We start from the raw sequence: 26,252 nt of genomic DNA, 5'->3' as shown, positions 1-26,252 counted from the left end.
AAAACAATGGCAACAAAATCAACAAAATCAACAAAATCGAAAAAATTTGTATTTGGTCTGAAAGTTGATCGTCAACTCGATGGCGATAAAATGAACTCCGATTTTATTAAGAAAGTTCTGGCTGAAGGTGGAAATGGTGCGGCGATCGCAGCCTGTATGCAGTGTGGTACTTGTAGCGGTGGCTGTACCAATATTGACCTGATGGATATGTCCCCCCGAACTCTGATTTTAATGGTGCAAAGAGGGGAATGGGAAAAGGTACTTAAAAGCAATGCTTTATGGATGTGTAGTTCTTGCTATATCTGTACTTCTCGATGTCCCCGTGGGGTGCGTCCTTCTGATGTGATTGAAGCGGTAAAAGCACTCGCAATTCGTCAAGGAATTGAAAATGATGCGACTCGTTTTAATGAAATATTTGTCGAGTTAGTTCAGAAACGAGGCATTCTTTTTGAACCTGAATTAATGCAGAAATATGGCGGTTTACCAGCCATGATCGAACAAGCAGAATTGGGAATTAAATTAACCCTAAAAGGGAAAATGTCGCCATTTCCTGAAAAAGTAAAAGACCCTAAAAAATTTAGTGAAGCATTAGAAAAGGCAAAAAAACCATGAAGAAATATTCTTACTATCCCGGATGTAGTCTGCATACCACAGCCAAAGAGTTTGATATCTCAACGAGAGTGGTAATGCAGGAATTAGGAATTGAATTAGAAGACCTCAAAGACTGGTCTTGTTGTGGCGGTTCTATTGCGGCGAGTGTTTCTCACGATGTTGGGATGGCAATGGCGGCGAGAAATGTCGCTTTAGCTCAAAAACAAGATCTCGATTTATTAGCTTCTTGTTCGGGGTGTTACAACAAGTCAGCCAGAGCACTGAAGGCCTTAAAAGAACCCACCGAAAAAGATAAAATTATGGCGATCATGTCGGAAATGGGGATCGATGTTTCTAACTATAATATTCAGGTCAGAAATGTAGTGGATGTGTTAGTTAATGATATCGATCTTGCCCCCCGAATTAAAAAGCCATTAACGGGTTTAAAAGTTGCCTGTTATTATGGGTGTTTGTTAACTCGACCCGCAGATATAACAGGTTGGGATTCGCCAATGTTCCCGACATCAATGGATAGATTATCAGAGATTTGTGGGGCGGAAGTTGTTGATTTTCGGTCAAAAACTAAATGCTGTGGCGGCCCGATTTTAGTCTCTCAAAAAGATGTCGCTTTTGACCTCACCAAGAAACTCTTAGATGAAGCCCAATCTCTGGGTGCAGATTGCATTGTTTTAGCTTGTCCCTTATGTGATACTAACCTAGAATTGAGACAATCTGATATCGAGAAAAAATATAACGTTTCTTACAATTTGCCGATTCTCTATATCACGGAAATCATCGGACTGGCTTTGGGAATGAAACCCGGAAAATTGGGGATGAATAAGCATATTGTTTCACCTAAACCCGTTTTAGCTAAATTGGGATTGTGAAGTTGAGAGTTGACTGATTACTGATTCGCGGGTGGGGACACCCTGCCCCTACGGTTATATGAAATGCAAACGTAGAATTAACCTCAGAATTTATATGCGAGGGATTGTGGCTTTAGCACTCCTAATCAGTTGGAGTTTGGTCGCACTCACAGGTTTTATTATATGGTTTGCACCTCGTGGACAAGGGGCAGGTAGCATCGCCTTTTTGTTAGGATTGAGTCGCCACGAATGGGGTGATATCCATTTTTTTATCAGTTTATTGGCATTAGTTGTAACGGTGATTCACGTTATTCTCGACTGGCGCACTTTAAAGGGACTGATTCGGTATTTAATAGGAGTAAATCAATAATACTGTTATGAACACCTGCAAACTGCCGAAAAACAATCCTAGTACAGTTGTGAAGTGGGTTGTAGCAGCAATTCTAATCATTAGTAATGGCATTGTTTTTTCCGGCTTTTCCCCTGTAAAAGCAATGCCTCAAACGTCCTTAGATTCTAAGACCCAACAGGCAATGATTGACGCGATTAATGATGAATATAGAGCCAGAGCCTTTTATAACGCTGTCATGGAAAAATTTGGGTCAGTTCGTCCTTTTAGCAATATTGTTCAATCAGAAAATAATCATGTCAATCTTTGGGTGAATATATTTGCTAAATATGGAATGGCTGTCCCGACGGATTCTTTTGCGGGTAATGTCGAAGTTCCTGATACCTTAAAAGCAGCTTGTCAAATGGGAGTAGAAGCAGAAATTGATAACGTTGAAATGTATGATCGGTTTTTGGGTTTTGTTACCCAACCCGATTTAAAAGCTGCTTTTGCCCAACTGCGTCAAGTCTCTCAGGAAAGGCATTTACCCGCCTTTGAGCGCTGTCAAACTCAACCTAATAGAGGTCAAGGGGGCTTTTTTTAAGGTTAAACCTTGAGCAATTAGAAATAATATCTGTTGATTAAAACCCAGAGCCATTTTGAGTCTAAAGTTGACACTATCTTGAGAAATTGTGCGATCGGCTACTTAAAACCTGAAAAATATTTGGGTAAAATCAATATTAAAATACCAGACATTTCAACGCGCTGCTCGCTGAATTGAGGGAAATTTGATGAACTCTATAATCGAGTTAACAAGCATCTTCCCCTTGCCACAACCCATCGATTACGATCCAAAAGTTGCGCCGGATGAAGGGAAAATGGCAGAAGATATCCGTTGGCTAGGGAGTCAACCCATCTGGGAAAGCTTACCAGAAAGCGCGATGCTGGCAATTTCCCAATTGTTCTATCGCTTCCAAGTCGAAGCCGGAAGCCTGATTTACCTAGAAGGCCAAACTCCCATCGGCCTATATTTGCTCAAGCTGGGAAAGGTGGAAATCTTTCAACAGTCGTCCATTGGTAAATTGTCGATCCGAGATCGCCACCCTGGAGATTTATTTGGCTATACACTGGTGGCGAGTTCCGATGAAGGGACGTACCATAGCAGCGCCATCGCTCTGAAAGCCAGCGAAATCCTGTTTTTACCCCAAGACCAGTTTTTGGAACTGGTGATAGACTATCCGGCCATTCAACAAGCACTCCATTCCCTGTTGATGCGAGACTTAGATGATTTTGCTAGTCGCATTGCTTGGGAAGAAGAACGCATTCGAGGCTTGCAACCCTACATCCAAGATCTTCCCACCGGGGAAATAATTCTAGGTCATAGCAAAGCCACCCAAAAACTAGCCCAAAAAATCGATCAAGCGGCATCTGAGTTAACGCCTGTGGTGTTTCATGCTCAACCGGGTAGCGGAAAAACCTTTTTAGCGGGACTGATCCACCTGCGGTCTGAATTAGCCGACCGACCCTTTGCTGAATTAGATTGTACCGAACTCCCCCACACCGCCGATGGCCGACTTAATACCGATGTCTTGTTTGGGAGAATGGGTAAACAACCCGGTATTTTGGAATTATTAGAACAGGGAACCCTATTACTCGATAACGTTCAGGTCTTGAGCGAAGGCGATCGCACTCGGTTAATTCACTATCTGAAAACAGGGTTAATTATCCCTAATCATGGCATATTAGACCATCATCAATTATCTCACGAACCGCCTCAACCCGTTCAATCTTGGGTGCGTTTAATCTTTGCTTCTGCCAAAAAACTAATTTTTCCCGATATTGAAACGATTTCAATTAAACTATCTACCCTCCCCCAACGTAAAGCAGATATTCCCAACTTTGCCGAATATTTCCTCCATCAATTTTGTCGGGAACAAAATCGCCCCCTGCTACAACTTGATCAAGCCGATTTGCGCCGCTTGATTAGTTACGAATATCCCGGCAATTTAGCCGAATTAGCCGAAATATTGCACCGAGCGGTGATGATGACCCCCATCGGGCAATCGGTGATCCCAGAACAAGCTTTGTGGTCAGTAGAATCTAAGAAAAATGCCTTTCGGATTGATTTGCTCACCCATGTCCCTGGGTTGCGGAAATTTTTGCTGAGTCGCTGGTATCCAGAGGGGATCTGGATCGTGATGATGGCAATTTTCGTACCCGTTACAATTTTAGGCTTGATCGGTTCCCAATCACGAGATAGCAGTATTACCCTTAACCTATTTTGGGCTTGGTGGTGGCCCGGTTATTTATTTTTATTCGCCTTTGTGGGCCGATTTTGGTGTGCTGTCTGCCCGTTTATGATTGTGGGTGAATGGCTGCGCCAGATTTCTCTCTGGCTATTTCCCCGTCAACAACTCACCTGGAAAACTCAATGGTTAAATCGTTGGGGCGCGTGGATATTATTTGCCGGGTTTGTAATAATTTACCTGTGGGAAAAACTCTGGGATTTGCCCCACCATGCCTATCTTTCGGCTTGGTTATTGTTAGCAATTACGGCCGGGGCGGTGATTTTTAGTTTAATTTATGAACGTCGGCTGTGGTGTCGCTATCTCTGTCCCATTGGGGGGATGAATGGGATGTTTGCTAAATTATCAATCACGGAATTGCGATCAACTCAGCAAGTTTGTGGGAGTCAGTGTAGTACCTTTGGCTGTTATAAAGGCAGTACGGAAACTCCACTTAACTTTGTTGATGCCTTACCCAATGAAGGACAAGCCAGTAAAGGTTGTCCGCTTTACTCCCATCCCGCCCAATTGCAAGATAACCGTGATTGTATGCTTTGTATGGATTGTTTGAAAGCTTGTCCGAATCGCTCAGGACAGTTAAATTTACGCTTTCCTGCATCGGATTTATTAGATGATCATCAGGGTTTTTGGGCAGAAGTGGCGCTGTTGTTACTATTATTTGGCGGTGTCTTTATGCACCATTCCCAGACTATTTTAGGTTGGTTGGGATGGGAAAATATACCTGTAGATGCTGATCATTTTCTAACCAGTTTACCGATCACTTTAGCATTACTCAGTATTCCCGCTATTTTAACATTAGGAACTCATGCGATCGCTCGCTTTTTTGATTCCGAACAACCTGATTATTTAACGATTATTTACGCCTATCTCCCCTTCGTTTTAGCTGCCAATCTCGCCCACTACATTCCCTCTTTTATTACCGAAGCCGGACAAATTCTCCCGGTATTAGCTCGTTCTTTAGGATACAGTGGTGCAGGATTACCTACCCTAACTTGGAGTTTAGATGTCGCTCAATTTCTGCAAGGCGTAACCCTACTTTCAGCAATGGTTTTTAGCCCTTATCCTCTACTGAGAATTACTAAACAAAGTGAAGAAGCAACAGGGATACAAAGACTAATGAGTAACCTGCCTCATTTGTTATTTATGGCTGGATTAACTGTTTTATTATTTAAGTTAATGATATAAAAATAGTCTGGAATTTCTTCCAAACTGGAAAGCAAAGCAAGCAAAGAACCACAAAGAAGGGGTTCAATAATTAATTGATCCCCTTCTTTTTCTAATCAACATAGGATTTCCCTTGACGACGGCGACGGCTAAATCCAACTAAACCAGCAATACCCATCAGTGCTGCTGCGCTAGAGGGTTCTGGGACTGATACACCAGGAACATCCCGTGCATTACCTTTACCAAAGTCAATGGCAAACACCACATCGTTATAGTCTTTGTCGCCACCGCCCCATAAATCTTCATACCCAAAAATCAGCAAATCTTTGTAATAGTAAGCCATAACGTGTTGCAGTTTGTCCGGGTTTGTCGCTTCGTCAACACCGAAGACTCCTTTGACACCCTTATTATAAATACCACCGTTAATAGCGTTGGAAACTAACCGGAAGTCGAATACAGTACCCGCTTCAAAATTGCCGAGTTCAGCAAAGTCACCCACATTTAAAGGACTGTCTTGTCGGCTTTTATCCTTTAAAGGATCGTTGGGATTAGCACAGAAATCACTATAGTTGGCTAGGCTATTTTTTTCAGCCTTACTGCAAGAGGTGTCTCCAAAAATTTTAGTTTGATTTTGCAGAACATTCCCATCTTTCCAAGTAATGAAGTCTAATTGATTCCGATATCCCCCGGCTGTCTCCCCTATAAAATAAACGTTAACATTATGGTCATACTTCAGTTTGATTGAGTTTAAATCAATCGTCTGTGCTCCAATAGTTTCCGGTTTTAGCTTCCGAGCTTCTTTGCCCACAAAATCTTTCAATTCTGGCAAGATATCCTGAATGTTAGCAGGGGCTTCACTTCTGCCTTTAATGGTAAATGCAGAAGCAGATTCAGCACCTATAAATAAACCTGTAACGGCTGTTGTAGCGGTTAATAATGCCATCAAAATTCTAGTTTTCATCGCAATTCTCCTCTAATAATCTTAGAAATTACAGAATGAATAATACAAATGTAGACTGCCGGGCACCTGTAGGATTTTGATTAACGTATAAATAGGTCGATGAAATATTTATACCGTTTTTGGAGTGAGGGTTTTTTAATCTTGAGTTCATCTTTAATTTAAGATAACAGCTTAATTTGAATAAATCAATCAAGATATTGTAAAAAAAAATCCTAACTGTAAAGTAATTGTAAAAACCTTCGTATTGCTCTATTTATCGAGAATGGGAGCCAGAAGATTCGCACCTTTATGGAACGTTGGTGTTGGGAGGATTTCAACAACCAGAGGGCATTCATGCCCTCATTGCCGCACTGAATTAGATCAGGATATCAAACCCGACTCGCTTAACTCACTAACTCCGCCATCAACTCAGCCACAGGCATAATTCGTTGGCTGCGTCCGGCATTGCTCCCTGAAAACACTAAACCATTTTCCACATCCCCCCGCGCGGCTTTATCCAACGCCCGAACAATACAGTAAAGTTCTCCCGCCTCTCGGTGACGGCAAACGTGTAGACAATTCAACAGACAGCGTTTTTCAACGGTCGCAGTACCCGACATTACCTTTTCGATAAACGGGTTTCGCAGCGCTCGCCCCGGTAATCCCACTGGGCTAGAAACCACTACCACATCTTCGGGTTGGGCGTTTAGATGAAATTCTTTATAACGAATATCGGCATCACATTCATCTGTAGTAATAAACCGAGTCCCAATCTGTACCGCTTTTGCTCCTAACTCTAACATCCTGACAATATCTGAGTGATCCCAAACGCCCCCAGCCGCAATCACCGGAATCGGTTGTTTGAGTTCCGTTTCTAAATAATTCACCAATTCAGGAATCACCTGCTCTGGATTTAATACTGGGTCGTCGAGTTCTTCGTACTTAGCCCCCAGATGTCCTCCTGCGGTATTGGGATTTTCCACCACAAAGGCGTCCGGTAGGCGTTTATATTGGCGTTCCCATTTCCGGCAAATCACCTTAGCAGCACGAGCCGTGGAAATAATCGGCACCAGTGCCACTTCTGGATAGTCTGCGGTGTATTCCGGCAAATGCAGGGGCAAACCTGCACCGGAAATGATCAGGTTGACACCCTGCTCCGCCGCCGTGCGAACCAGAGTTTCATAATCTTGTGCCACCACCATCAGATTGACACCGATAATCCCATCGGGACTGAGTTGACGGGCTTTTTTAATTTCATCAATCAGTGCTAATCGATTCGCCTCGAAAAACTGTTCTCGTCGGAGTCCGGCCTTGGGTTCGGTGATGTCAAAATAGGGAGAGTTTAACCCTAAACCCACGCCGGAGATGATTCCAATTCCCCCAGCATTGGCAACGGCCGCCGCGAGATTCGCTCCAGAAATACGGATACCCATGCCTCCCTGGATAATGGGGTAACGGGCGATGTGTTGACCAATTTGTAGTGAAGGTAATGTTTCCATAGGTTCCTGCTGTTGAGAAGATTTTCCTAATTCAGGCAGCTTGAGTATAAATACTTTATATAATTTTACAACTAAATAGTCAAATAGTGATTGGTTCAGGATGAACTTGTCAGTGTTTTTGGGCTAGATCGGAAGCAAGATAAGTATAATTACTGATTGCAAAAGATTTTCAATAAGCTATACTACTAAATAGCAATATAATCATACAATCTAATTAGCCCAGAAATAGATACAGTTTCACAGAATCAATCCTGTGGAACGAGATTTAGGAGAAAACTTGATGAAACTAGCAAGAAAAAACATGGCTTGGGAAAAACACCGGAAAGCCATTCCCAGCATTGATGACCAAGGTGGAAAATTGTGGGGTTGCTTCCGTAGCTGTTTCCTCCAAAGTACCGCCCCTTACTCAGAAGGCGTGGCTTATAAAATTTTGAAAGATGATCTGGGTATAGAATTGCGGGAAGCACCCGGACATACATCCTGTGGAGCAATTGGCTATCACGGAGATGTCACAAATATCGAAACCCAAATGGTAGTAGCCGCCCGCAACTTTTCCCTGGCTCATTATGAACAAGGTGTTGATAATCTTTTCTCTTTCTGTGTTACCTCTTTTGCCAACTACACCGAAATGATCAAACTCTGGGAAGAACCAGAATTGCGAGAATACACGGAAAACACCTTAAAAGAAACCACTGGACGGGAGTTTTGGATTCCTCACGTTTCTGGTGGCCGACCTTCTATTGTCCATGCTTCTGATGTTTTCTTTGCTAATCGCCATAAATTAGCAGCTAAGGCGAAATATAGCCTCAAAGGAATCAAGGCAACCGATCACGTTGGATGTCATTATGGAAAGATTTTTCCAGGGGAAGCAATGGGGGGTACGGAATTCCCTCAAGTCTTAGTGGGGTTGCTGGAAGCCTTTGGTGCGGAAGTGGTAGACTACCCAGAGCGTAGACATTGCTGTGGTATGGGGTTTCGGCAGTGTGCTTTCCCAGAAAACCGAGATTATACGGCTAGTAGTGTCTACAAGAAATTAAAAAGTCTCAAAGAAATACACCCAGACTGCAAGCTCATGCTCACGAATTGTCCGGGATGTACGGTGTTCCTCGATGCGGAACAGGGAACCATCAAGGAGGTTATGGAAGAAGAGTTTAATGTCAGCATTCTTGACTACGCACAACTGGCCGGGTTGCTGTTAGGGTATGACCCTTTTAAAGATTGTGGCATGAATGTCAAAGCGGTTGCCATTGAGCCTTTGCTGGATCAAATTGGTATTCCTTATGACCAATCCAAAACACCGGAAGAACGCCGAAGACCCTTTTAATCTTCAGTCATCAGGAGGATTTAAACAAATCTTAAGGTCATTCATGACTAATTAGGTATATACTCATGGAGTCGGACAATTTCGACTTCCGCAACGAAATCTGTTCTTTTTCCTAGGATTAGGAGTGTTCAATGTTAAGTAATGTTGGAAATTTAGATCGAATTATTCGCTTCTTGTTAGCAGCAATTTTTCTGTATGGCGGTTTGAGTATCTACTCAGGTACAGCCTTGGGAATTGGATTAGATGTTGCTTCAGGGTTGCTAATTATCAGTGGTTTAATTGGTTTTTGCGGGATCTATCGTTTGCTAGGGATTAACACTCGCAACCCTCAAAATTAGTTGCTCTCAAACAAAAGTCAAAAATCAAGGCTACAAAAATATTTTCTCAACCGAGAAAATTCAATTAACTGTACTCTAAATCGGAAAATTTACCATGAAAATTGCTGTCACCAGTCAAAATAAAACATCCATTACTGAACATAGCGGACATTGCCGTAAGTTTTGGATTTACGATATTAACGAGGGTAAAATTCTGGGCAAGAACCTGTTAGAATTATCTGCTGAACAATCTTTTCATAATAGTTCTTGCAACGAACCCCATCCTTTAGATGATGTGCAAGTTTTGATTTCTGGAGGCATGGGACAAGGTTTAGTGCGACGGTTGGAAGGAAAAACAATTGAAGCGATTGTCACCAAAGAAACTGATTTAGACAAAGCGGTGAATGCTTATCTGGATGGTTCTTTGATCAGAGAAAAAGCCGAATGTCACGATCATGATCATGAGCATGAACATGAACATGAGCATCAACACAAACATCAACACAAACATCAAAACCAACATCAATGTGAAAATTAGAAAGTAGCAATTGAAAAGGTCAAAACCAGGGTTGTGAATTCAAACTCAAGCATTTTCTATGGCATCTATATCTTCAGTGAAACCCAGTCTAGTTAATCTATCTCCTCTGGAATTCACTCAGTTATCTCATCCGCCTTTACTGATTGATATTCGCAGTCAGTTAGAGTATGTCACAGGTCATGCTCCTAATGCCATCAATCTGAGTTTACCTCGACTATTGATGGCAAGAATTCCTGGACTTCGTAACTGGATTTTGCCTCAATGGTTTCGAGATTTATCCCCTGATCAACCGATTGCTGTTATTTGTTTAACATCTCACCGCAGTCCTATAGCGGGCGATTGTCTAATTCAGTTAGGATTTACAGACATATTCAATATTACAGGTGGGATAGTAGAATGGCAACAATGGAAACTAGAAATAGTCAAGGGTAAACCTTAAGTATTAAATTATGGGGGATATTTTATCTCCCCATAAACTCAAACTCTTTATAGAATTATGTGGACAAGTTCAATTACAGCTTATTTCCATTACTTAGGCTTTATGTTAGCGTTTGCGGCTCTCACCGTAGAGGTTTTCAACTTAAAAAAAGAAATGACCCTCGATGAAGCCCAAAAAGTTGCCTCTGCTGATGCTGTTTATGGAATAGCTGCTACGATAATTTTGATTACAGGAATATTAAGAGTAATCTACTTTGGAAAAGGCAGCGATTACTACTTAAACAATCCATTTTTTCAAGCTAAAATGGCAGTATTTATCCTTGTTAGCTTGTTTTCATTGTATCCAACATTTACGTTTATTTTGTGGTTTAAAGACTTACAAAAAGGTCTAATTCCTAGCCTAGAAATTGCCAAATTTAATCGACTTACTTGGCTGATCAAAGGGGAATTACTCTGTTTTACTGTCTTGCCACTATTAGCTGCCGTAATGGCGAGAATGAACGGATGGAGTTAAATAAAAAAAATGAAATTTTCCAACTTATCTCAAATTCAAAAACGTCTATTTGCCTGGGGAATGTCAAAAGCAAATGCCGCCGATGGTAGCGCGATAGAACTGATTAACTGCCCTGATTATTCCACCTTGGCAGAACTCAAACAAGGGCTGTTAGGATCTTTAGAAGGAAAAGTATTAGAAATTGGCCCTGGTGCTGGCTCGAACCTCTCCTATTACCCAAAAGATATTGATTGGATAGGGGTTGAACCCAATCTTTTTATGCACCAGTATCTCGAACAAGAAGCAGATAGTCAAGGATTAAAAAAGATCAGATTATCCCCAGGAAGTGCTGAAAAATTACCCGTTGAAAATAATAGTATTGATAGTGTAGTCAGTACCCATGTTCTCTGTTCCGTCAGCAATATTGATCACAGTTTACAAGAAATTAAACGCATTCTCAAACCAGGCGGAAGTTTCATTTTTTTAGAACACGTTGCCGCCAAGTGTTGCACTTGGACACGCCGAACTCAGGATAGCATTGAACCCTTATGGAAAGTTTTATTTGATAACTGCCATCCTAACCGAAACACTTGGAATGCCTTAGAAAATGCTGGATTTGAGTCAGTCAATTATCAGCAATTTAGCCTGTCAATTCCCATAGTCAGTCCTCACATTGCCGGAGTAGCTAAAAAGGCAAAAACCCTTGATTAATCAATAATTTAAACGGAGTAAAAATTATGCAGCTTTCTAAAAATAATCTCCAAGAAAAACTAGACCAAATCTACGATGTAATTTTGATTGGTGGCGGTGCCGGAGGACTTTCTGCTGGTATTTACTTACAACGCTATCGCCTTTCTAGCTTAATTATTGATAAAGGCAAAGCTCGATCTTTTTGGATGCAAGAATTACACAATTATTTGGGTTTACCACCCGATACTCCAGGGCGAGTTTTACTACAACGGGGAAAAGAACATTACGCCAGTTTAGATGGGGATTTTCTGAATGGTTTTGTTGAAGAAGTTGTAGATGAGGGAGAAACCTTTGCGGTTAAGGTTAAAGTGGGGCGACAGAATAGTATTGAGGCTGTTTTTAGAGCAAAATATTTAATGGCTGCTAGCGGAATTATCGATTATTTACCGCCTTTAGATGATATGGGGAATGTCTACGACTATGCGGGTTATAACTTGCACGTTTGTATGGTCTGTGACGGCTATGAAATGACGGATAAAAAATGCGGTTTCTTTGCAGGTAGCGAAGCCGCTATTGAAGAAATGGTGTTTAATTTAAGTTGGTTTACGCCCTATATTACGATTTTTACTCATGGCGTATTTACCGTCAGCGAATCCCTGAAAACTAAACTGCGAGAACACGGTTATCCTTTGATAGAAACACCCATTCAACAATTTCTTGGCAAAAATCACCAAATGACAGGAGTTGAATTAACAGATGGAACAATTATAGAGTTAGAAACGGGTTTAATTTCAATGGGTTCTCGTTATCATAACACCTATCTGAAAGGAATTAACCTAGAATTACAAGGTAACAATTTAGTCACGGATAAAATGTGCCGGACTTCTCATCCTAAAATTTTTGCCATTGGGGATTTAAAATTGGGGTTAAATCAAGTTATAATAGCAGCAGGAGATGGTGCTTTAGCTGCTACAGCTATTTGGCGAGAAATCCGTCGGGAAACCGGGGCAAGACCTTGGGTAGAAAATCTGCCTAATTCTGCTATTAAATGCTAATTTAGTTATTTGTTAAACTCAGAAAATTATTAGGATATTCAATGAATACATCTCAATCTTTAGCTACTCAAAACTTAGATTACAATAGCGACACTTACCGGGATAGTTTCAGCCGTATTAATGGAATTGTGATTGAAGGAGAACAGGAAGCTTATGATAATTTTATGAGTTTGGCTGAACTGTTACCCGAATTTGCTGAGGAATTAATTGAGTTAGGCAAAATGGAACGGGGTCATCGCAAAAGTTTTGAAGCTTGTGGAAAAAACCTCGATGTTATTCCTGATTTGGAGAGGGCGAGAGACTTTTTTGCTGATTTGCGTCAACTGTTTCAAACGGCTGCAACCCATCAGAAAGTTCCAACCTGTTTATTAATTCAATCCTTAGTCATTGAATGTTTTGCGATCGCAGCTTACCATAATTATATTCCTGTTGCTGATAATTTTGCTCGAAAAATTACTCAATCTGTCGTTAAAGATGAATACCATCATCTCAACTTTGGTAGTCTTTGGTTAAAACAACATTTTGCCGAAGTCAAAACCGAAATAGAAACGGCAAATCGTCAAATTCTCCCGATGATTTTACGAATGCTCAATCAAGTTGAATCTGATGTTAAAGTTCTGGGAATGAACAAACTTGAAATCGTCGAAGAATTCATGGTTCACTATGGAGAAGCCTTACATCAAATGGGCTTCAAAACAACCGAAATTCTCCGGTTATCCAGCCAAGCTTTAACCGCTTAAAACTCCATAATTTTTCTCCCTCTTCGTAGTAAGCCCTGAAGGACTCACTACAAAGTAGAAAAAATAACTATCCCCGTAGGGTGCGTAAGTTTGGAACGCACGCACCCCTTAAATAAATTATAAAACCAAACAAAGCCAATCATTTTCTTCTCATCTATTTTTGTTTATCCAATTTAGAAAAAGCACCCTTCTGATAAATCGCAATTTGTTCAGGAGTTTGCAAATCCATAAAATCCGCTAACACACTATAGGTGACACATCGGACTTCTGGTTTACCACAAACCGCCTCAGCAAAGCGAAATAGAGCATTCCAATAAGCACCTTGATTCCAAGCTGAAAAGTGATGACCGATATGCACAGGTGCACGGTTTCCCGAATAGTTACTCTGGAAATATTTTAGATAGGTTTGAAACATATCTTCCTCGTAACGCTGGGCATGACTAGAGTTAGGTTTCGCCTTAGAATGGGCATAGTAAAAGTTATAATCCATCGATAAAACATTTTTGCGAGTCATCGCCGTTGTGAGGGAAGCCAGGGGGAAATTCCAAACCCCATTTTCAAGTTTCGGCCAATAGTTTGCTGCTGCTACTTTGCTAGTATCATAACGAAACCCTTCTTTTTTCAAAGTTTTGTATAAACCTGGACTCTGACCTAACTCAGGCGCCCGAAATCCTTGAATAGCGCTGCGGTCAAACGCCAAAGATCCTTTTAAATTATTAATTTTATAGACATCAAAAATAAAGCGATCAAAATATTCAAACTCTCGCGTCCAGTCCGTCTCACTCCAGCGACTTCCATCAAAGTGACCCACCGCATGGGAGCCAATTTCATGACCTTCTTGGTAGGCTTTATTCAACTGTTCCAGGCGCGGATTAATCTCTTGCGGTGTGCCACCCCAACCAATCGCAGACCGTCCCTGACCTTTTCCGCCAGGGGGTTTATAGAGATTGCGTTTCTCATTATTTACAAAGTAAACCCCGCTTATAAAATAGGTAAAGTGAGCCAGAATATTTTTTTTCGCCAGACTTTGAGTAAAGTTACGAGATTTTTTCCACGCATCCAGGGAATAGGAGCCATCAAAGGCTAGTAGCACAAACTGAGGAGGACGACCTGTAAATAGGTTTTTAGTCTGAATCAGTTTATACAGAAAAGAGGAACCCCAGCGAGTAGACTGGCAAGCGTCCCCCCCATCAGCATCCTTACAGGTGGCGACAAGTTCTTTAGAGAAAGGCCCTAACGCCTGATTTCCCTCCACACAGTAGCCCAGAATTTGATTCAGACGGCTACCATCGGGACAACGCCCTTGTCCATAGGCTTTGAGGAACAAGGCTTCCGGCCATTGTTGGGTATTACAAACACTCCCCCCATTCAAGCCTTGACATTTTTGTACCATGCGCTGGGTAAACGGGCCGAAAGCATTTTCACCGTTAGAATAGAAATAACCTCCTAAACTATTAACAGGTTTTTCTTGGATAAGTTCGGGTGGTTTCGGTGTTGGGGAGACTTCTACATTAACGGAACTCGCGCAACCCCACAATATTAAGGATGAACTAATATAAAAAAAGCGTTGATAAAACCCTTTTGACATTTTTAACACCATGAGCCACTTCTGCAAGAAACTACCAAATTTTACCCCATTTGTAGTAAGCCCTTCAGGGCTTTGAGTCCAAGGTAGTAAGCCCTTCAGGGCTTTGAGTCCTGAAGGACTCACTATGAACTGCTTTGAGTCCTGAAGGACTCACTACGAACTGCTTTGAGTCCTGAAGGACTCACTACGAACTGTTAGAATTAATTTAAAAATAACTTTATTTTCAAAACGATGATTGCTAATCAACACGAAAATTATATTTATCCAGAAGATTATCTAGCAAGGGAAGAAATCAGCCCTATCAAACACGAATATATTGACGGACAAGTTTATGCAATGGCAGGGGCTACTGATGCTCATGTTACCATTTGCTTAAACTTAGCTTCAGCCTTAAGGAATCATGTTCGAGGGCGGGGTTGTCGTGTCTATATGTCCGATATGAAAGCCCAAATTGATACAGCTAATATTTATTATTATCCTGATATTCTAGTAACTTGCGATATCAGAGATAGAGAATTAACAAATTATAAAAAATATCCTTGTTTAATTGTTGAAGTTTTATCTCCAAAAACAGAAGCCTTTGATCGAGGTGACAAGTTTGCCGACTATCAACAATTAGAAACGTTACAAGAGTATGTTTTAATTAACCAAAAACGTCAGCGTGTGGACTGTTTTCGCCGGAATAGTGAGGGTTTTTGGGTTTTGCAATTCTACCATCCAGGGAGTGAAATTCATTTAACCAGTATTGATTTTCGTACTCCTATTGACGCTTTATATGAAGATGTCATTTTTGAAGATAATACTGAGAAATAACATTAAACTCAATGGAATCTGTTAGACTGATGTACAGCTATAGAAAGGGAGTCAAACTCAATGACAACGATTCAATCAATGGCGATCAAGTCCCTTTATGAACAGGATTTTTATGAATGGCTACAAACCAATATAAGCTTATTAAAAGAGAGAAATTTTGCTGATATAGATTTAGAAAATATCCTAGAGGAACTGGAAAGTATGGGGAGAAGTGAGAAAAATGCTTTAAAAAGTAATCTGAGAATACTTGTCATGCACTTACTCAAGTATAAATATCAGCCGCAGAAACGAACAAATAGTTGGGTGTACACTATTATAGAACATCGTCAACGCCTCCGAGATACCTTCAAAACCAGTCCAAGTTTATATCGCTTTTTTGAAGAGATTTTTAATGAATCTTATGAAGATGCAAGAAAATTAGCCGCAGGTGAAACAGGTTTATCGATTAATGAATTTCCCCCAGAGTCTCCCTTTACGGTAGAAGAAGTTCTTAATCCCGATTTTTTACCTTCTGAGAAGGATTGACCTAAAAATCATGATCAGTAGAAGTACCCTCTTATAGTAGTTCTTTGTTATATAAGATACAGATAACCCTAGAAAGCTTCTGTTAAACTGGAGTAGAACCACAAAAATCTGCCCTAAAAGAAGATACACGCTATACCCAGAACACCTGCTTTAAAACCTTTTAAAGAGCGACAAAAGAGAGATAAACACTTGTTGACAATTACACTAAAATATTTTAGTGTAGAAATTGTGTAATTATACTCAATTTAAAATAGCAAAATTATAGGTCAAATCCTTATAGGTACTTAATATGGATACAAAAGAGAGGGTCAGGATTGCCGTAACAGGACACACCAATACTGGAAAAACGACCTTAATCAGAACTTTGATGCGAACTGTTGTTGGAGAAGTTCGTGATTCATCAAATGTTACGCAGGAGGGTCAAGCTTATGATTATAGTGGTTTACAAGCAATTTTTGTAGATACCCCTGGCTTTCAGCATGGATTGAGGCTTACAGAATACCTTGATGAGAAAGAGGAAGATCCCAATTACAAATTGCCTAGAAAAACACGAGAAAAGCTTCGCTTTGACCTAAGTGCAATCGAGTCTTTGCAAACAAGCCAAGTTGCTCTTTATGTTGGAAGCCTGAGTATTGTACCAGATGACTCTTACAAAGAAGAGTTATCTGTTGTTAAAAGAGTGCAGCCTAAAGTAGTAGGAGTTCTAAACCAAACAAGAAAGCAACTAACTGCAAGCGATGAAGATACAGTTGCCCAACGTATAGCACAGTGGGAGAAAGTGTTCAAGGAGCATGATGTTGAGTATATTGTTTTTGATGCTTTCTGGGACAAGCCTGCAAAAGTAAATGAAATCTACCATGCTATCAGTTCAATTCTAGATAACGGATATCGAAGTTTGTTTATAGAGGGGCTTAATCAATTTAAAATCAGACAAGCTGAGATCCGTCAAGAAAGTTGCTCTATGTTAGCTACCTGTATTCGAGAATGCCAGGAACAGGCTATTTCAGTCAGGAAAGGAGAGTTTTTAGAAAAAGAGGCAAGAGAAAAAATTGCTAAAAAGATGTACGATGCAAACTTAGTCTTCTTAACAAAAGTTTTTGAATTATACAAGATAGCAGCCGAGTTTCCAACTGAGTCAAAAGATGAAATAAAACTCAGAATGACAGATTCAATTGATTTAGGAGCTAGGTTCAGAACAGGATCATTAGTAGCAACTGTTATTGGTACTGGTGCTGCGGCAATTGGCGCAACAATTGGTGCAGGAGTAGGAGCATTACTAGGAGGTGTATCAGTAATTGCAGGATTACAAGTCGGAGCGCAGATAGGAGGGATGCTCGGTTCTGCCCTTGGTAGTACAATAGTTTTTTCTGATAATGAAGACAATGTGCAAGTTAAGCTTGAATCAAAAGAGATTGAACAAATTGCAGTAGCTAACTTGGCAGCTATATGGGGCTTATCAAACTTAGGTTTTGGTCGAGGAACAAACCTTGCTCAAAATGAGATTTTACTCATTAAAAATAAAATTTTTGAGCTTAAAGCTTTCCCCTCTGATCTTGATTGGATAACTGTAAGTCAACAGGAAATCATAGGACATTGTGAAGCTATTCTTAAAGCATTAGAAGAGGAAGACTTATGATCAGAAAACCTTGTAAGCTATGATGACCCAGTTGAAGCCTTACCTGATGGCTAAAGCCTTTACTACAAACTTAGCGATCGCTTCTACAATGGAAATATAAAATGCTCATGGCAAGTTGACAGCATGAAATATCTGAACTTACAGGAAACGGATATCGAACTAACAGCAATTGTTGATGAAATTGCCACTACCCAGTCTGAAGTAGTCATTACCCGCAATGGTTTGCCCGTCGCTCGTATTGTTCCTTTTTCGATAGATTCTGTACCTACAAAACATTATCCACTGCGAGGAATGCCAATCACAATTGCCTCCGATTTTGATGAACCGATGTCTGAACTTTGGGACGCTTTGGGAGAATGATTTTACTCATGCGATCGCAAGTACATCTTTACCAGAAACTTTCCATAAAGATCCAGCCGATAGAATTTTAGTAGCGATCGCTAAACGATACGGTATTCCCTTAGTAACTTGTGATAGCAAAATTTTGAGCTATCCCCATGTACAGACTATCTGGTAGTTAAGATAAAAAAGGGAAATCTCATAGAGGAATATATTATGCAACTACTCGAAACTAACACAACCCAAAAACGTACTTACACCCCGGAAGAATACCTCACCCTAGAGGAAACCGCAGACTATAAAAACGAATATCACGATGGAGAAATTATACCGATGACGGGTGGCACCACCAACCATAACCAAATTGCCGGAAACTTTTACAAAAAATTCCCTTTGACCATCAAAGAACAAAAATATCGGCTATTTATCGGGGACGTTCGCCTCTGGATACCCGCCACCCGACGCTATGTTTATCCTGATGTGATGGTAATCCAGGGAAAGCCTATTTACCAAGGAAAAAATACCACCACTGTCACTAACCCTACAATTATCGTCGAGGTTTTATCAAAATCAACCGAAGGTTACGATAAAACTGATAAATTTCGCTTTTATCGCTCTATTCCCACATTTCAAGAATATCTTTTAATTGACCAAAATGCTTATTATTTGGAACACTATTCAAAAATCGGAGAAAAACAATGGAGATTTACCGAATATGACTCAGAGCAGGATGTGATCTCTCTAAGTTCCGTTGAATTCCAATTGACTTTAAGCGAACTTTATGAACAAGTAGATTTTTCGGAAATTGAAGAGACGGAACCTAAAGCATGACTTAGTAGTAAGCCCTTTAGGGCTTTGAGTCCTGAAGGACTCACTACGAAGTGTTAAATTATTATTAAATTTTCTTTTCAATCACTATATAGTTATACAATCTAAATTGCTTCGCAAGTCTGGAAAGAAACTGAGTATTTCAGGAGGAAAGCAAATGCGGATCATGTTGATTCAGCCCAATTATCATTCCGGGGGCGCTGAAATTGCCGGAAATTGGCCCCCTAGTTGGGTTCCTTATGTCGGGGGTGCGTTAAAAACCGCCGGGTTTACCGACATCGAATTTATCGATGCTATGACTAACTTTATTGAAGATGAAGAATTAGCGCAAATTCTTCAAGATCGTCAACCGGATGTGGTCTTAGCAACGGCTATTACTCCGATGATTTATAAGTCTCAAAATACCCTCAAAATCGTTAAACAAGTTTGCCCGAATGCTAAGGCAATTATGGGGGGGATTCACCCAACCTATATGTATCGGGAAGTGTTAAGTGAAGCCCCTTGGGTGGATTATATTATTCGAGGGGAAGGGGAAGAAATAACGGTTAATTTATTAACAGCGATCGCTAACGGTACGGATGAAATAGACCGTCAGACTATCTTAGGAATTGCCTTTTTAGAGGAAGGCAGAGTTGTTGCTACTCCTGCCCATCCTCCGATTAAAGATTTAAACACTCTTACTCCAGATTGGAGTTTATTAGATTGGGATACCTATATTTATACCCCTCTGAATACCAGAGTTGCGGTTCCTAATTATTCCAGAGGTTGTCCGTTTCGCTGTCGCTTTTGTTCTCAATGGAAATTCTGGCGCAAATATCGTTCCCGATCTCCCAAACATTTTGTTGATGAAATCGAAACCTTAGTTAAAGATCATAAAATCGGATTTTTCATTTTAGCCGATGAAGAACCCACGATTAATAAATCTCGATTTATCGCCTTATGTCATGAATTAGTAGATCGAAATTTAGGAGTCCATTGGGGAATTAATACTAGGGTTACGGATATTCTCAGAGATGAGCAAGAATTACCCTTATATCGCCAAGCCGGATTAGTTCATGTTTCCTTGGGGACGGAAGCTGCTGCTCAATTAAACTTGAATTTATTTCGCAAAGAAACCACCATTGCCGATAATAAAAAAGCGGTTCAATTATTGCGCGAAAATGGAATTTTGGCAGAAGTTCAGTTTATTATGGGATTACCCAATGAAACCCCAGAAACCATTTTAGAATCCTATCGCATGGCGCGGGATTGGAAAGCGGATATGACCAATTGGAATATGTACACTCCTTGGCCGTTTTCTGAACTATTCCAAGACTTAGAAGATCGAGTAGAAATCCGCGATTATTCTCATTATAATTTTGTTACCCCGATTATTAAACCCGATAATATGAGCCGGGAAGATGTTCTTAAAGGGGTGCTGCAAAATTATGCTCGGTTTTATTCTTGGAAATTTCTGGAATATTGGTTTGAAAAAGATCCGTTTAAACGCCGTTATTTACTCGGTTGTCTTTGGGCATTTGTGAAAACAACGTTTAATAAACGATTCTATAATTTGAAACGGGTGAAACAAAAAGGATTCCATACAGAGGTTGAATTTGGCTTTGATGAATCTAGGATTTTGACCCCGGAACAGATGGCAAAATCTCAACAGAAAAATTCGGCAGATATTGACTTTTTAGGAACAATTTCTGCCTGTGGCGCGGCTAATGATTTATCGGCTTGTGAAAGTTATACTAAAATTAATCCCAAACATGATATAATCCAGGTAGCTGTGATTGAAGATGATCAACAAACACGCCTAAACCTACGGACAAATTTGCGATCGCAACCCGGAATAGAAGTCGCCAGCGAAGCCACGAATGCCGAAACAGGCTTAGTGCTACTGGAATCGATTGATGTTGATGTTGCGGTTGTTGATAGCACTCTACCGGATATGGATTTGGTCAAGTTTATTCGCATGGCGCGGAAAGTTCAGCAAAATTCCTATGTGATTCCATCCAAAATTTTAATTTTGGTGACCCCTGACCAAGAATCAATATTATCAGAGGCTTTAAAAGTGGGAGCCGATGGCTTTTGTTTGAAAGATGCACCGATTCAAAAACTAGCAGATGCGGTGCAAATAATCCATAATCAAGGGAGTTATCACGATCCGGCAATAGACCCTTTAATTTTAACACCAATAACCCCAGGATAAATTTTGCTTTTAAGGTGAATTAAGGAAACAGAGTCGTTTATTATATTTCTTCAGTTGAGGAGAGGAAAATAGGTGGGTTTTTAATCTACAATTTTACGAGGGAGGGATGACAGAAATTTTTGTCATCCCACAATCAACCTTGATTCACCCGCACCGATTGATCGAAAATTATATTAGGTTGAGGAAATTTTCATGACCTTTCAAGTCGCAACTTCACCTGAAAATGAACCGAAGTTAAACGGTTTAACAGTTGCGTTTTTTAGTATTATCCATTTGCTGGCTTTATTGGCACCTTGGTTTTTTTCTTGGTCAGCAGTAGGAATCACCCTATTTCTACATTGGTTTTTTGGCAGTATTGGGATTTGTTTAGGCTACCATCGATTGTTAAGTCATCGTAGTTTTAAAGTTCCCCAATGGTTAGAATATGTGATTACTTTAATTGGGGTTTGTGCATTACAAGGAGGGCCGATTTTTTGGGTCGCCGGACACCGTTTGCACCATGCCTATACCGAAGATGAAGATAAAGATCCCTACTCCGCACGACGGGGATTTTGGTGGAGTCACATGATGTGGATTTTCTACCCTCGTCAATCCTATTTTGATGCTGAACATTACAAACGGTTTGCACCCGATTTAGCGCGAGATCCCTTTTATTGTTGGTTAGATCGTTATCATCTTTTGCTGCAAATTCCGGTTGCTCTAATACTTTATAGCATTGGGGGTTGGTCATGGGTGATTTATGGGGTATTTTTGCGGGCTGTGTTGTTATGGCATAGCACCTGGTTTATTAACTCCGTGACCCATATGTGGGGATACCGCACCTTTGAGACCAATGATAATTCGCGCAACCTCTGGTGGGCAGCGATTGTCACTTATGGCGAAGGTTGGCATAATAACCATCATGCCTATCCTAATGTTGCCAAAGCGGGCTGGAAATGGTGGGAAATTGATATGACTTGGTGGTCAATTTGGGTATTGAAAACCCTAGGTTTAGCTCAGAAAGTGATTTTACCACCGACTCAACAGGCGACAGAAACCTAAATTAACATTATCCCTAACTGTAGGGGGCGAGGTGACCCAAAGCGTGTCAACTTAACGCCAAAAACTGGTGATTACAGCCGAGATCAGATCCCCCTAAATCCCCCTTAAAAAGGGGGACTTTGATCTCCTATTCCCCCCTTGTTAAGGGGGGTTAGGGGGGATCTAGGACGCTTAACAAAAATCAAAGAACTTTCGGTAACAAGCCTACTTTTAGCGCGATTGTTGACACCGATGGAGGACACCTCGCCCCTACAATTGATCTCAAGGGGACAGATTTGGCTTAATCTGGATCAAAGAACTGATCAAGATAAATATTCAGATGTTAGAGCAAGCCAACGAGTTATTTAATCAGGGAATTTCATCCTATCAAAATGGGCAATATCAAGCCGCGTTAAAATCTTGGCAGGACGCGCTACAATCCTATATAAACCTAAAAGATCGTAAACGGGAAGGTTCAGCCTGGGGGAATTTAGGCGTTGTTCATGAAGCCCTCTTAAACCCCGAACTAGCAATTAATTGTTATCAGGAACATTTAGCCATCAGTCGTGAAATTCACGACCCCAAAGGAGAACTGAATGCCTTAGTTAATCTCAGCAATATTTACTATAATTTAAGAGATTATCCTCACGCCCTAGAATATCAACAGCAACGCTTAGAACTCACTCGTCAATTGCTTGATCCCCACACCGAAGAACAAGCCTTATCAATATTAGCAAGAATTTACCTTGCTCAAGAACAATTTGAACAAGCGGCTAACTCTTATCAACAACAATTAATCCTAGCCCAATCTAACCAAAACTATCAAAGTCAGGGTAATGCTCTCAACTCTTTAAAATCAATCTATGAACAGTTAGAACAATGGGATCAAGTTCAAGCCTATTCTCAACAACATCAGCTAATATTTCGTCAATTTTTAATCGATAACCCCGGAAATATTGTACAACAAGCCGAAAGTATGGGGCTAGATCCCTTAATCGATTTTGTCGGCATGGATTTAAGCCATCTTGATTTTAATTACACTGATTTACGAGGGATAAACTTAGAAAAAACCAACCTAAGTTATACTAATTTTACCTTAGCCGATTTGAGTGGGGCAATTTTAAAAGAAGCCGATTTGAGCCATGCTATTTTTACCAATGCCAATCTCCGCGATACCGATTTCACCCATGCTAATTTTATAGAAACCGATTTACGCACAAAAATGCCCAGGGCTAATTTGAGTTATGCCAATTTAACTCAAGCTGACTTAACGAGCGCCTATTTACCCCATGCCAATTTTACCCAAGCCAACCTCAGCAACGCCAATCTTCAATACGCCGACTTAACGGGGGTGAATTTCCAAGGCGCGAACCTAACAGGGGCGAATTTCAGTCGCGCCGAACTCAAAGATTCTCTTGTCGAAAACGTTGATTTTACCCAGGTCGTGGGAATTTCCAGTCGAATTAAATCCGAGTTAGTCAAACGTGGGGCAATTTTTGAGGAAAATGAAGATTAGGTTGGTGGCGATGAATGAATATCGGGGGCTTTATCCCTACAATTTTCAATCATAATCATTGACTAATATCAATACACACAACCATTAAAACCTATGACTGGTGTAGAAGGACTTTGGCCCCATAATCTCAGCCCAAATCGCTTGGCGGTATTGGAACGTAAACTTGTACTTTGGTTACAAGCACAACCTTTACCTGCTGATATTCACGAAATGGCACTTCATTATGATAGCCATGAAGACCTGCAATTGTTAACCCAAAAAGCAGCGACTCAAGGCTGTCATTTTTCAGTTTTACAACCAACAGTTCAAGCCGTTATCTCAGCAAAAACCGATAATTTTTTAGAATTAGCAGAAATTGCAGGTTTAAATCCTTTAGAAGATTTTGCAGATGCGAAATTATTAGGAGCTAATTTAAGCGGATTGGATTTAATCGGTGCAAAACTGCCCAATGCCTATTTACGAGGGGCAGATTTAAGCGATATTAATTTAACAAATGCTGATTTAAGAAATGTAAATTTAGGCGGGGCAGATTTAAGTGGTGCCTTATTAAGTGATACGGATTTAAGTGGTGCTGATTTGCATCGTGTGAGTCTAGTCTTAGCGAATTTAAGCGGAGCTAATTTAAGCCATGTTAATTTAGAAGAAGCCAATTTAAGTAACTGCAATTTAAGCGATGCTAATTTAAGCGGAACTTGTTTAAAAAATGCCGATTTATATCAAGCGGGATTAGCTTTAACCAATTTAGTCAACGTGGATTTTACGGGTGCTAATGTTAAAGAAGCTCGGCTATGGCATGATTCGGGAATTTCCGACGAAGTGAAAGCAGATTTAATCAAAAGGGGAGCAATTTTCGATGAAAAAATAGAAAATATAAAACGAGATTAACTAAATTCTTCTCCGCAACAATTGTAAGGGCGAGGTTACTTCGCCCCTACACAGGGATTATCGAACAATTGCGGCCCTTTCAATATTATTATAGAGAGTGATGCCCATCTGCTCCATAAAGAAATTGCTATGTTTGATGCCCTAAGCGAACGTTTTGAGTCGGCCTGGAAGAAACTCCGAGGTCAGGATAAAATTAGTGAGTCTAATATTCAAGATGCCCTAAAAGAAGTCCGTCGCGCCCTATTGGAAGCGGATGTTAACCTGCAAGTGGTTAAAGAATTTGTCGCAGAAGTGGGGGAAAAAGCCCAGGGCGCGCAGGTTGTGTCCGGTGTGCGACCGGGGGAACAGTTCGTTAAAATTGTCCATGATGAATTAGTCAATGTCATGGGGGAAAGTAATGTTCCCCTGGCTCAAGCGGACACTGCTCCAACAATTATTTTAATGGCGGGGTTACAAGGGACGGGAAAAACCACCGCCACGGCTAAATTAGCCCTGCATTTAAGAAAGGAAAATCGCACCGCTTTGTTAGTCGCAACGGATATTTATCGCCCGGCGGCTATTAATCAATTAATAACATTAGGGAAACAAATTAACGTTCCTGTGTTTGAAATGGGAACCGATTCTGACCCCGTAGAAATTGCTCGTCAAGGGGTAGAATATGCCCGAAATCAAGATATTGATACGGTGATTATTGACACCGCCGGACGTCTGCAAATAGACGAAAATATGATGGCGGAATTAGCCCAAATTAAAGAAACGATTGAACCCCATGAAACCCTGTTAGTGGTGGATGCCATGACGGGTCAAGAAGCCGCTAATTTAACTCGCACCTTTAACGACCAAATTGGGATTACCGGGGCTATTTTAACTAAGATGGATGGGGATAGTCGCGGAGGGGCGGCGTTGTCTATTCGTCGGGTATCGGGGGCTCCGATTAAATTTGTGGGGGTGGGGGAAAAAGTTGAAGCTTTACAACCCTTTTATCCTGAACGAGTTGCCTCTCGAATTTTAGGCATGGGTGATATTTTAACCTTAGTTGAAAAAGCCCAAGAGGAATTCGACTTGGCAGATGCCGAGAAAATGCAGGAAAAAATTGTGACGGCAAAATTCGATTTTACCGACTTCCTGCGTCAAACTCGGATGATGAAAAATATGGGGTCTTTGGGGGGATTAATTAAGTTAATTCCGGGGATGAATAAGATTTCCCAAGACCAATTAGACCAGGGAGAAGCGCAATTAAAACGGTCGGAAGCGATGATTAATTCTATGACCGTTGATGAACGCAAAAACCCCGATTTATTAGCGAGTTCTCCCTCCCGTCGCAAACGCATTGCGAAAGGTTCAGGAGTGCTAGAAAAAGATGTAATGAAGTTAGTTAGTGACTTCCAGAAAATGCGAGTGATGATGCAACAAATGAGTCAGGGAATGATGCCCGGAATGGGAGGTATGCCCGGAATGGGTATGCCAGGGATGGGGATGCCCGGAATGGGTGGTATGGGAGGGATGAGAGGCGGTTATCCAGGAGCACCTAAAGCCAAGAAAAAGAAAGAGAAAAAGAAAAAAGGTTTCGGTCAACTTTAACCCTTCTCCTCGTTCCAATGCTGTGTGTTGGAATGCTT

27 protein-coding genes are annotated in these 26,252 nt (G+C 40.8%); 24 read left to right on the top strand and 3 right to left on the bottom strand.

Annotation, left to right across the window (positions count from 1 at the left end; genetic code table 11):
* Positions 1-6: 6 nt before the first annotated feature.
* The 5 genes from PL8927_RS05495 to PL8927_RS05475 all read left to right on the top strand — a co-directional run bounded on the left by PL8927_RS05495 (position 7) and on the right by PL8927_RS05475 (position 5,276).
* A complete protein-coding gene (locus PL8927_RS05495; RefSeq protein ID WP_083618419.1) occupies positions 7-612 on the top strand; it encodes a 4Fe-4S dicluster domain-containing protein in 606 nt (201 codons plus the stop codon).
* Entirely contained in the window at positions 609-1,478 is an 870-nt protein-coding gene (locus PL8927_RS05490; RefSeq protein ID WP_083618417.1) for a CoB--CoM heterodisulfide reductase iron-sulfur subunit B family protein, read from the top strand. The genes PL8927_RS05495 and PL8927_RS05490 overlap by 4 nt, the downstream gene beginning before the upstream one ends.
* 58 nt (positions 1,479-1,536) lie before the next feature.
* Complete coding sequence (locus PL8927_RS05485) at positions 1,537-1,827, top strand: DUF4405 domain-containing protein (protein ID WP_083618415.1); 291 nt, start codon at positions 1,537-1,539, stop codon at positions 1,825-1,827.
* Positions 1,828-1,834: 7 nt separating this feature from the next.
* Positions 1,835-2,389: a ferritin-like domain-containing protein gene (locus PL8927_RS05480; RefSeq protein WP_156093102.1), complete on the top strand. Its 555-nt coding sequence runs from the start codon at positions 1,835-1,837 to the stop codon at positions 2,387-2,389.
* A 187-nt stretch (positions 2,390-2,576) separates the two neighbouring features.
* Entirely contained in the window at positions 2,577-5,276 is a 2,700-nt protein-coding gene (locus PL8927_RS05475; protein ID WP_083618413.1) for a cyclic nucleotide-binding domain-containing protein, read from the top strand.
* A gap of 91 nt (positions 5,277-5,367) precedes the next feature.
* Here the strand turns inward: PL8927_RS05475 and PL8927_RS05470 are convergent, their stop codons facing one another.
* Entirely contained in the window at positions 5,368-6,216 is an 849-nt protein-coding gene (locus PL8927_RS05470) for a DUF4114 domain-containing protein (RefSeq protein WP_083618410.1), read from the bottom strand.
* Positions 6,217-6,599: 383 nt separating this feature from the next.
* On the bottom strand, positions 6,600-7,694 hold the full coding sequence (locus PL8927_RS05465; RefSeq protein ID WP_083618409.1) for an NAD(P)H-dependent flavin oxidoreductase: 1,095 nt from the start codon (positions 7,692-7,694) through the stop codon (positions 6,600-6,602).
* 280 nt (positions 7,695-7,974) lie between these two features.
* Here PL8927_RS05465 and PL8927_RS05460 point away from each other — a divergent pair, with 280 nt between their 5' ends.
* The 8 genes from PL8927_RS05460 (at position 7,975) to PL8927_RS05425 (ending at position 13,289) form a co-directional block, all read left to right on the top strand.
* Complete coding sequence (locus PL8927_RS05460; RefSeq protein WP_083618407.1) at positions 7,975-9,018, top strand: heterodisulfide reductase-related iron-sulfur binding cluster; 1,044 nt, start codon at positions 7,975-7,977, stop codon at positions 9,016-9,018.
* Between the two features lie 131 nt (positions 9,019-9,149).
* On the top strand, positions 9,150-9,356 hold the full coding sequence (locus PL8927_RS05455) for a YgaP family membrane protein (RefSeq protein ID WP_083618406.1): 207 nt from the start codon (positions 9,150-9,152) through the stop codon (positions 9,354-9,356).
* A gap of 94 nt (positions 9,357-9,450) precedes the next feature.
* The gene (locus tag PL8927_RS05450) at positions 9,451-9,873 is read left to right on the top strand and encodes a NifB/NifX family molybdenum-iron cluster-binding protein (RefSeq protein ID WP_083618404.1); all 423 of its coding nucleotides are present in this window, start codon (positions 9,451-9,453) and stop codon (positions 9,871-9,873) included.
* A gap of 58 nt (positions 9,874-9,931) precedes the next feature.
* A complete protein-coding gene (locus PL8927_RS05445; RefSeq protein ID WP_083618403.1) occupies positions 9,932-10,312 on the top strand; it encodes a rhodanese-like domain-containing protein in 381 nt (126 codons plus the stop codon).
* A 57-nt stretch (positions 10,313-10,369) separates the two neighbouring features.
* Positions 10,370-10,825, top strand: coding sequence for a DUF2214 family protein (locus PL8927_RS05440; protein ID WP_083618401.1), 456 nt, complete (start codon positions 10,370-10,372; stop codon positions 10,823-10,825).
* A 9-nt stretch (positions 10,826-10,834) separates the two neighbouring features.
* On the top strand, positions 10,835-11,515 hold the full coding sequence (locus PL8927_RS05435) for a class I SAM-dependent methyltransferase (RefSeq protein ID WP_083618399.1): 681 nt from the start codon (positions 10,835-10,837) through the stop codon (positions 11,513-11,515).
* A gap of 26 nt (positions 11,516-11,541) precedes the next feature.
* A complete protein-coding gene (locus PL8927_RS05430) occupies positions 11,542-12,549 on the top strand; it encodes an NAD(P)/FAD-dependent oxidoreductase (RefSeq protein ID WP_083618397.1) in 1,008 nt (335 codons plus the stop codon).
* A 41-nt stretch (positions 12,550-12,590) separates the two neighbouring features.
* On the top strand, positions 12,591-13,289 hold the full coding sequence (locus PL8927_RS05425) for an aldehyde oxygenase (deformylating) (protein ID WP_083618395.1): 699 nt from the start codon (positions 12,591-12,593) through the stop codon (positions 13,287-13,289).
* Positions 13,290-13,443: 154 nt separating this feature from the next.
* Here PL8927_RS05425 and PL8927_RS05420 read toward each other — a convergent pair whose 3' ends face one another.
* A complete protein-coding gene (locus PL8927_RS05420) occupies positions 13,444-14,877 on the bottom strand; it encodes a polysaccharide deacetylase family protein (RefSeq protein WP_231505919.1) in 1,434 nt (477 codons plus the stop codon).
* Between the two features lie 231 nt (positions 14,878-15,108).
* Between PL8927_RS05420 and PL8927_RS05415 the strand changes: the two genes are divergently transcribed.
* The 11 genes from PL8927_RS05415 (at position 15,109) to ffh (ending at position 26,214) form a co-directional block, all read left to right on the top strand.
* On the top strand, positions 15,109-15,690 hold the full coding sequence (locus tag PL8927_RS05415; RefSeq protein ID WP_083618391.1) for a Uma2 family endonuclease: 582 nt from the start codon (positions 15,109-15,111) through the stop codon (positions 15,688-15,690).
* A gap of 60 nt (positions 15,691-15,750) precedes the next feature.
* Entirely contained in the window at positions 15,751-16,215 is a 465-nt protein-coding gene (locus PL8927_RS05410) for a DUF29 domain-containing protein (protein ID WP_083618389.1), read from the top strand.
* Between the two features lie 289 nt (positions 16,216-16,504).
* Positions 16,505-17,851, top strand: a complete 1,347-nt coding sequence (locus PL8927_RS05405; RefSeq protein ID WP_083618387.1) for a DUF3482 domain-containing protein — start codon at positions 16,505-16,507, stop codon at positions 17,849-17,851.
* 123 nt (positions 17,852-17,974) lie between these two features.
* Positions 17,975-18,211 (top strand): type II toxin-antitoxin system Phd/YefM family antitoxin, encoded by a 237-nt coding sequence (locus PL8927_RS05400; protein ID WP_156093101.1) that lies wholly within the window; start codon positions 17,975-17,977, stop codon positions 18,209-18,211.
* Entirely contained in the window at positions 18,171-18,368 is a 198-nt protein-coding gene (locus PL8927_RS28960; protein ID WP_331281797.1) for a PIN domain-containing protein, read from the top strand. Before PL8927_RS05400 ends, PL8927_RS28960 begins: the two co-directional genes overlap by 41 nt.
* A 38-nt stretch (positions 18,369-18,406) precedes the next feature.
* Positions 18,407-19,021: a Uma2 family endonuclease gene (locus tag PL8927_RS05390; protein WP_083618384.1), complete on the top strand. Its 615-nt coding sequence runs from the start codon at positions 18,407-18,409 to the stop codon at positions 19,019-19,021.
* Between the two features lie 154 nt (positions 19,022-19,175).
* Positions 19,176-21,212: a magnesium-protoporphyrin IX monomethyl ester anaerobic oxidative cyclase gene (gene bchE / locus PL8927_RS05385; protein ID WP_083618382.1), complete on the top strand. Its 2,037-nt coding sequence runs from the start codon at positions 19,176-19,178 to the stop codon at positions 21,210-21,212.
* 192 nt (positions 21,213-21,404) lie between these two features.
* Positions 21,405-22,253, top strand: coding sequence for an acyl-CoA desaturase (locus PL8927_RS05380; protein WP_083618380.1), 849 nt, complete (start codon positions 21,405-21,407; stop codon positions 22,251-22,253).
* A gap of 319 nt (positions 22,254-22,572) precedes the next feature.
* Positions 22,573-23,748, top strand: coding sequence for a pentapeptide repeat-containing protein (locus PL8927_RS05375; protein ID WP_083618378.1), 1,176 nt, complete (start codon positions 22,573-22,575; stop codon positions 23,746-23,748).
* A 93-nt stretch (positions 23,749-23,841) separates the two neighbouring features.
* Positions 23,842-24,633 carry a pentapeptide repeat-containing protein gene (locus tag PL8927_RS05370; protein WP_083618376.1) on the top strand — a complete coding sequence of 264 codons (792 nt, stop codon included), beginning with the start codon at positions 23,842-23,844 and terminating at the stop codon, positions 24,631-24,633.
* 129 nt (positions 24,634-24,762) lie between these two features.
* Complete coding sequence (gene ffh, locus PL8927_RS05365) at positions 24,763-26,214, top strand: signal recognition particle protein (RefSeq protein ID WP_083618374.1); 1,452 nt, start codon at positions 24,763-24,765, stop codon at positions 26,212-26,214.
* The last annotated feature ends 38 nt before the right edge of the window (positions 26,215-26,252 follow it).

It is taken from the genome of Planktothrix serta PCC 8927 (assembly GCF_900010725.2).
Taxonomy (GTDB): Bacteria; Cyanobacteriota; Cyanobacteriia; order Cyanobacteriales; family Microcoleaceae; genus Planktothrix; species Planktothrix serta.
The sequence above is the reverse complement of the archived record's forward strand: the minus strand, read 5'-3'. Positions and strand labels throughout refer to the sequence as shown.

Bases quoted from the DNA above. Each gene is read 5' to 3' on its own strand.
- PL8927_RS05495 (WP_083618419.1), top strand. From the start codon at position 7: ATGGCAACAAAATCAACAAAATCAACAAAATCGAAAAAATTTGTATTT.
- PL8927_RS05490 (WP_083618417.1), top strand. From the start codon at position 609: ATGAAGAAATATTCTTACTATCCCGGATGTAGTCTGCATACCACAGCC.
- PL8927_RS05485 (WP_083618415.1), top strand. From the start codon at position 1,537: ATGAAATGCAAACGTAGAATTAACCTCAGAATTTATATGCGAGGGATT.
- PL8927_RS05480 (WP_156093102.1), top strand. From the start codon at position 1,835: ATGAACACCTGCAAACTGCCGAAAAACAATCCTAGTACAGTTGTGAAG.
- PL8927_RS05475 (WP_083618413.1), top strand. From the start codon at position 2,577: ATGAACTCTATAATCGAGTTAACAAGCATCTTCCCCTTGCCACAACCC.
- PL8927_RS05470 (WP_083618410.1), bottom strand. From the start codon at position 6,216: ATGAAAACTAGAATTTTGATGGCATTATTAACCGCTACAACAGCCGTT.
- PL8927_RS05465 (WP_083618409.1), bottom strand. From the start codon at position 7,694: ATGGAAACATTACCTTCACTACAAATTGGTCAACACATCGCCCGTTAC.
- PL8927_RS05460 (WP_083618407.1), top strand. From the start codon at position 7,975: ATGAAACTAGCAAGAAAAAACATGGCTTGGGAAAAACACCGGAAAGCC.
- PL8927_RS05455 (WP_083618406.1), top strand. From the start codon at position 9,150: ATGTTAAGTAATGTTGGAAATTTAGATCGAATTATTCGCTTCTTGTTA.
- PL8927_RS05450 (WP_083618404.1), top strand. From the start codon at position 9,451: ATGAAAATTGCTGTCACCAGTCAAAATAAAACATCCATTACTGAACAT.
- PL8927_RS05445 (WP_083618403.1), top strand. From the start codon at position 9,932: ATGGCATCTATATCTTCAGTGAAACCCAGTCTAGTTAATCTATCTCCT.
- PL8927_RS05440 (WP_083618401.1), top strand. From the start codon at position 10,370: ATGTGGACAAGTTCAATTACAGCTTATTTCCATTACTTAGGCTTTATG.
- PL8927_RS05435 (WP_083618399.1), top strand. From the start codon at position 10,835: ATGAAATTTTCCAACTTATCTCAAATTCAAAAACGTCTATTTGCCTGG.
- PL8927_RS05430 (WP_083618397.1), top strand. From the start codon at position 11,542: ATGCAGCTTTCTAAAAATAATCTCCAAGAAAAACTAGACCAAATCTAC.
- PL8927_RS05425 (WP_083618395.1), top strand. From the start codon at position 12,591: ATGAATACATCTCAATCTTTAGCTACTCAAAACTTAGATTACAATAGC.
- PL8927_RS05420 (WP_231505919.1), bottom strand. From the start codon at position 14,877: ATGTCAAAAGGGTTTTATCAACGCTTTTTTTATATTAGTTCATCCTTA.
- PL8927_RS05415 (WP_083618391.1), top strand. From the start codon at position 15,109: ATGATTGCTAATCAACACGAAAATTATATTTATCCAGAAGATTATCTA.
- PL8927_RS05410 (WP_083618389.1), top strand. From the start codon at position 15,751: ATGACAACGATTCAATCAATGGCGATCAAGTCCCTTTATGAACAGGAT.
- PL8927_RS05405 (WP_083618387.1), top strand. From the start codon at position 16,505: ATGGATACAAAAGAGAGGGTCAGGATTGCCGTAACAGGACACACCAAT.
- PL8927_RS05400 (WP_156093101.1), top strand. From the start codon at position 17,975: ATGAAATATCTGAACTTACAGGAAACGGATATCGAACTAACAGCAATT.
- PL8927_RS28960 (WP_331281797.1), top strand. From the start codon at position 18,171: ATGAACCGATGTCTGAACTTTGGGACGCTTTGGGAGAATGATTTTACT.
- PL8927_RS05390 (WP_083618384.1), top strand. From the start codon at position 18,407: ATGCAACTACTCGAAACTAACACAACCCAAAAACGTACTTACACCCCG.
- bchE (WP_083618382.1), top strand. From the start codon at position 19,176: ATGCGGATCATGTTGATTCAGCCCAATTATCATTCCGGGGGCGCTGAA.
- PL8927_RS05380 (WP_083618380.1), top strand. From the start codon at position 21,405: ATGACCTTTCAAGTCGCAACTTCACCTGAAAATGAACCGAAGTTAAAC.
- PL8927_RS05375 (WP_083618378.1), top strand. From the start codon at position 22,573: ATGTTAGAGCAAGCCAACGAGTTATTTAATCAGGGAATTTCATCCTAT.
- PL8927_RS05370 (WP_083618376.1), top strand. From the start codon at position 23,842: ATGACTGGTGTAGAAGGACTTTGGCCCCATAATCTCAGCCCAAATCGC.
- ffh (WP_083618374.1), top strand. From the start codon at position 24,763: ATGTTTGATGCCCTAAGCGAACGTTTTGAGTCGGCCTGGAAGAAACTC.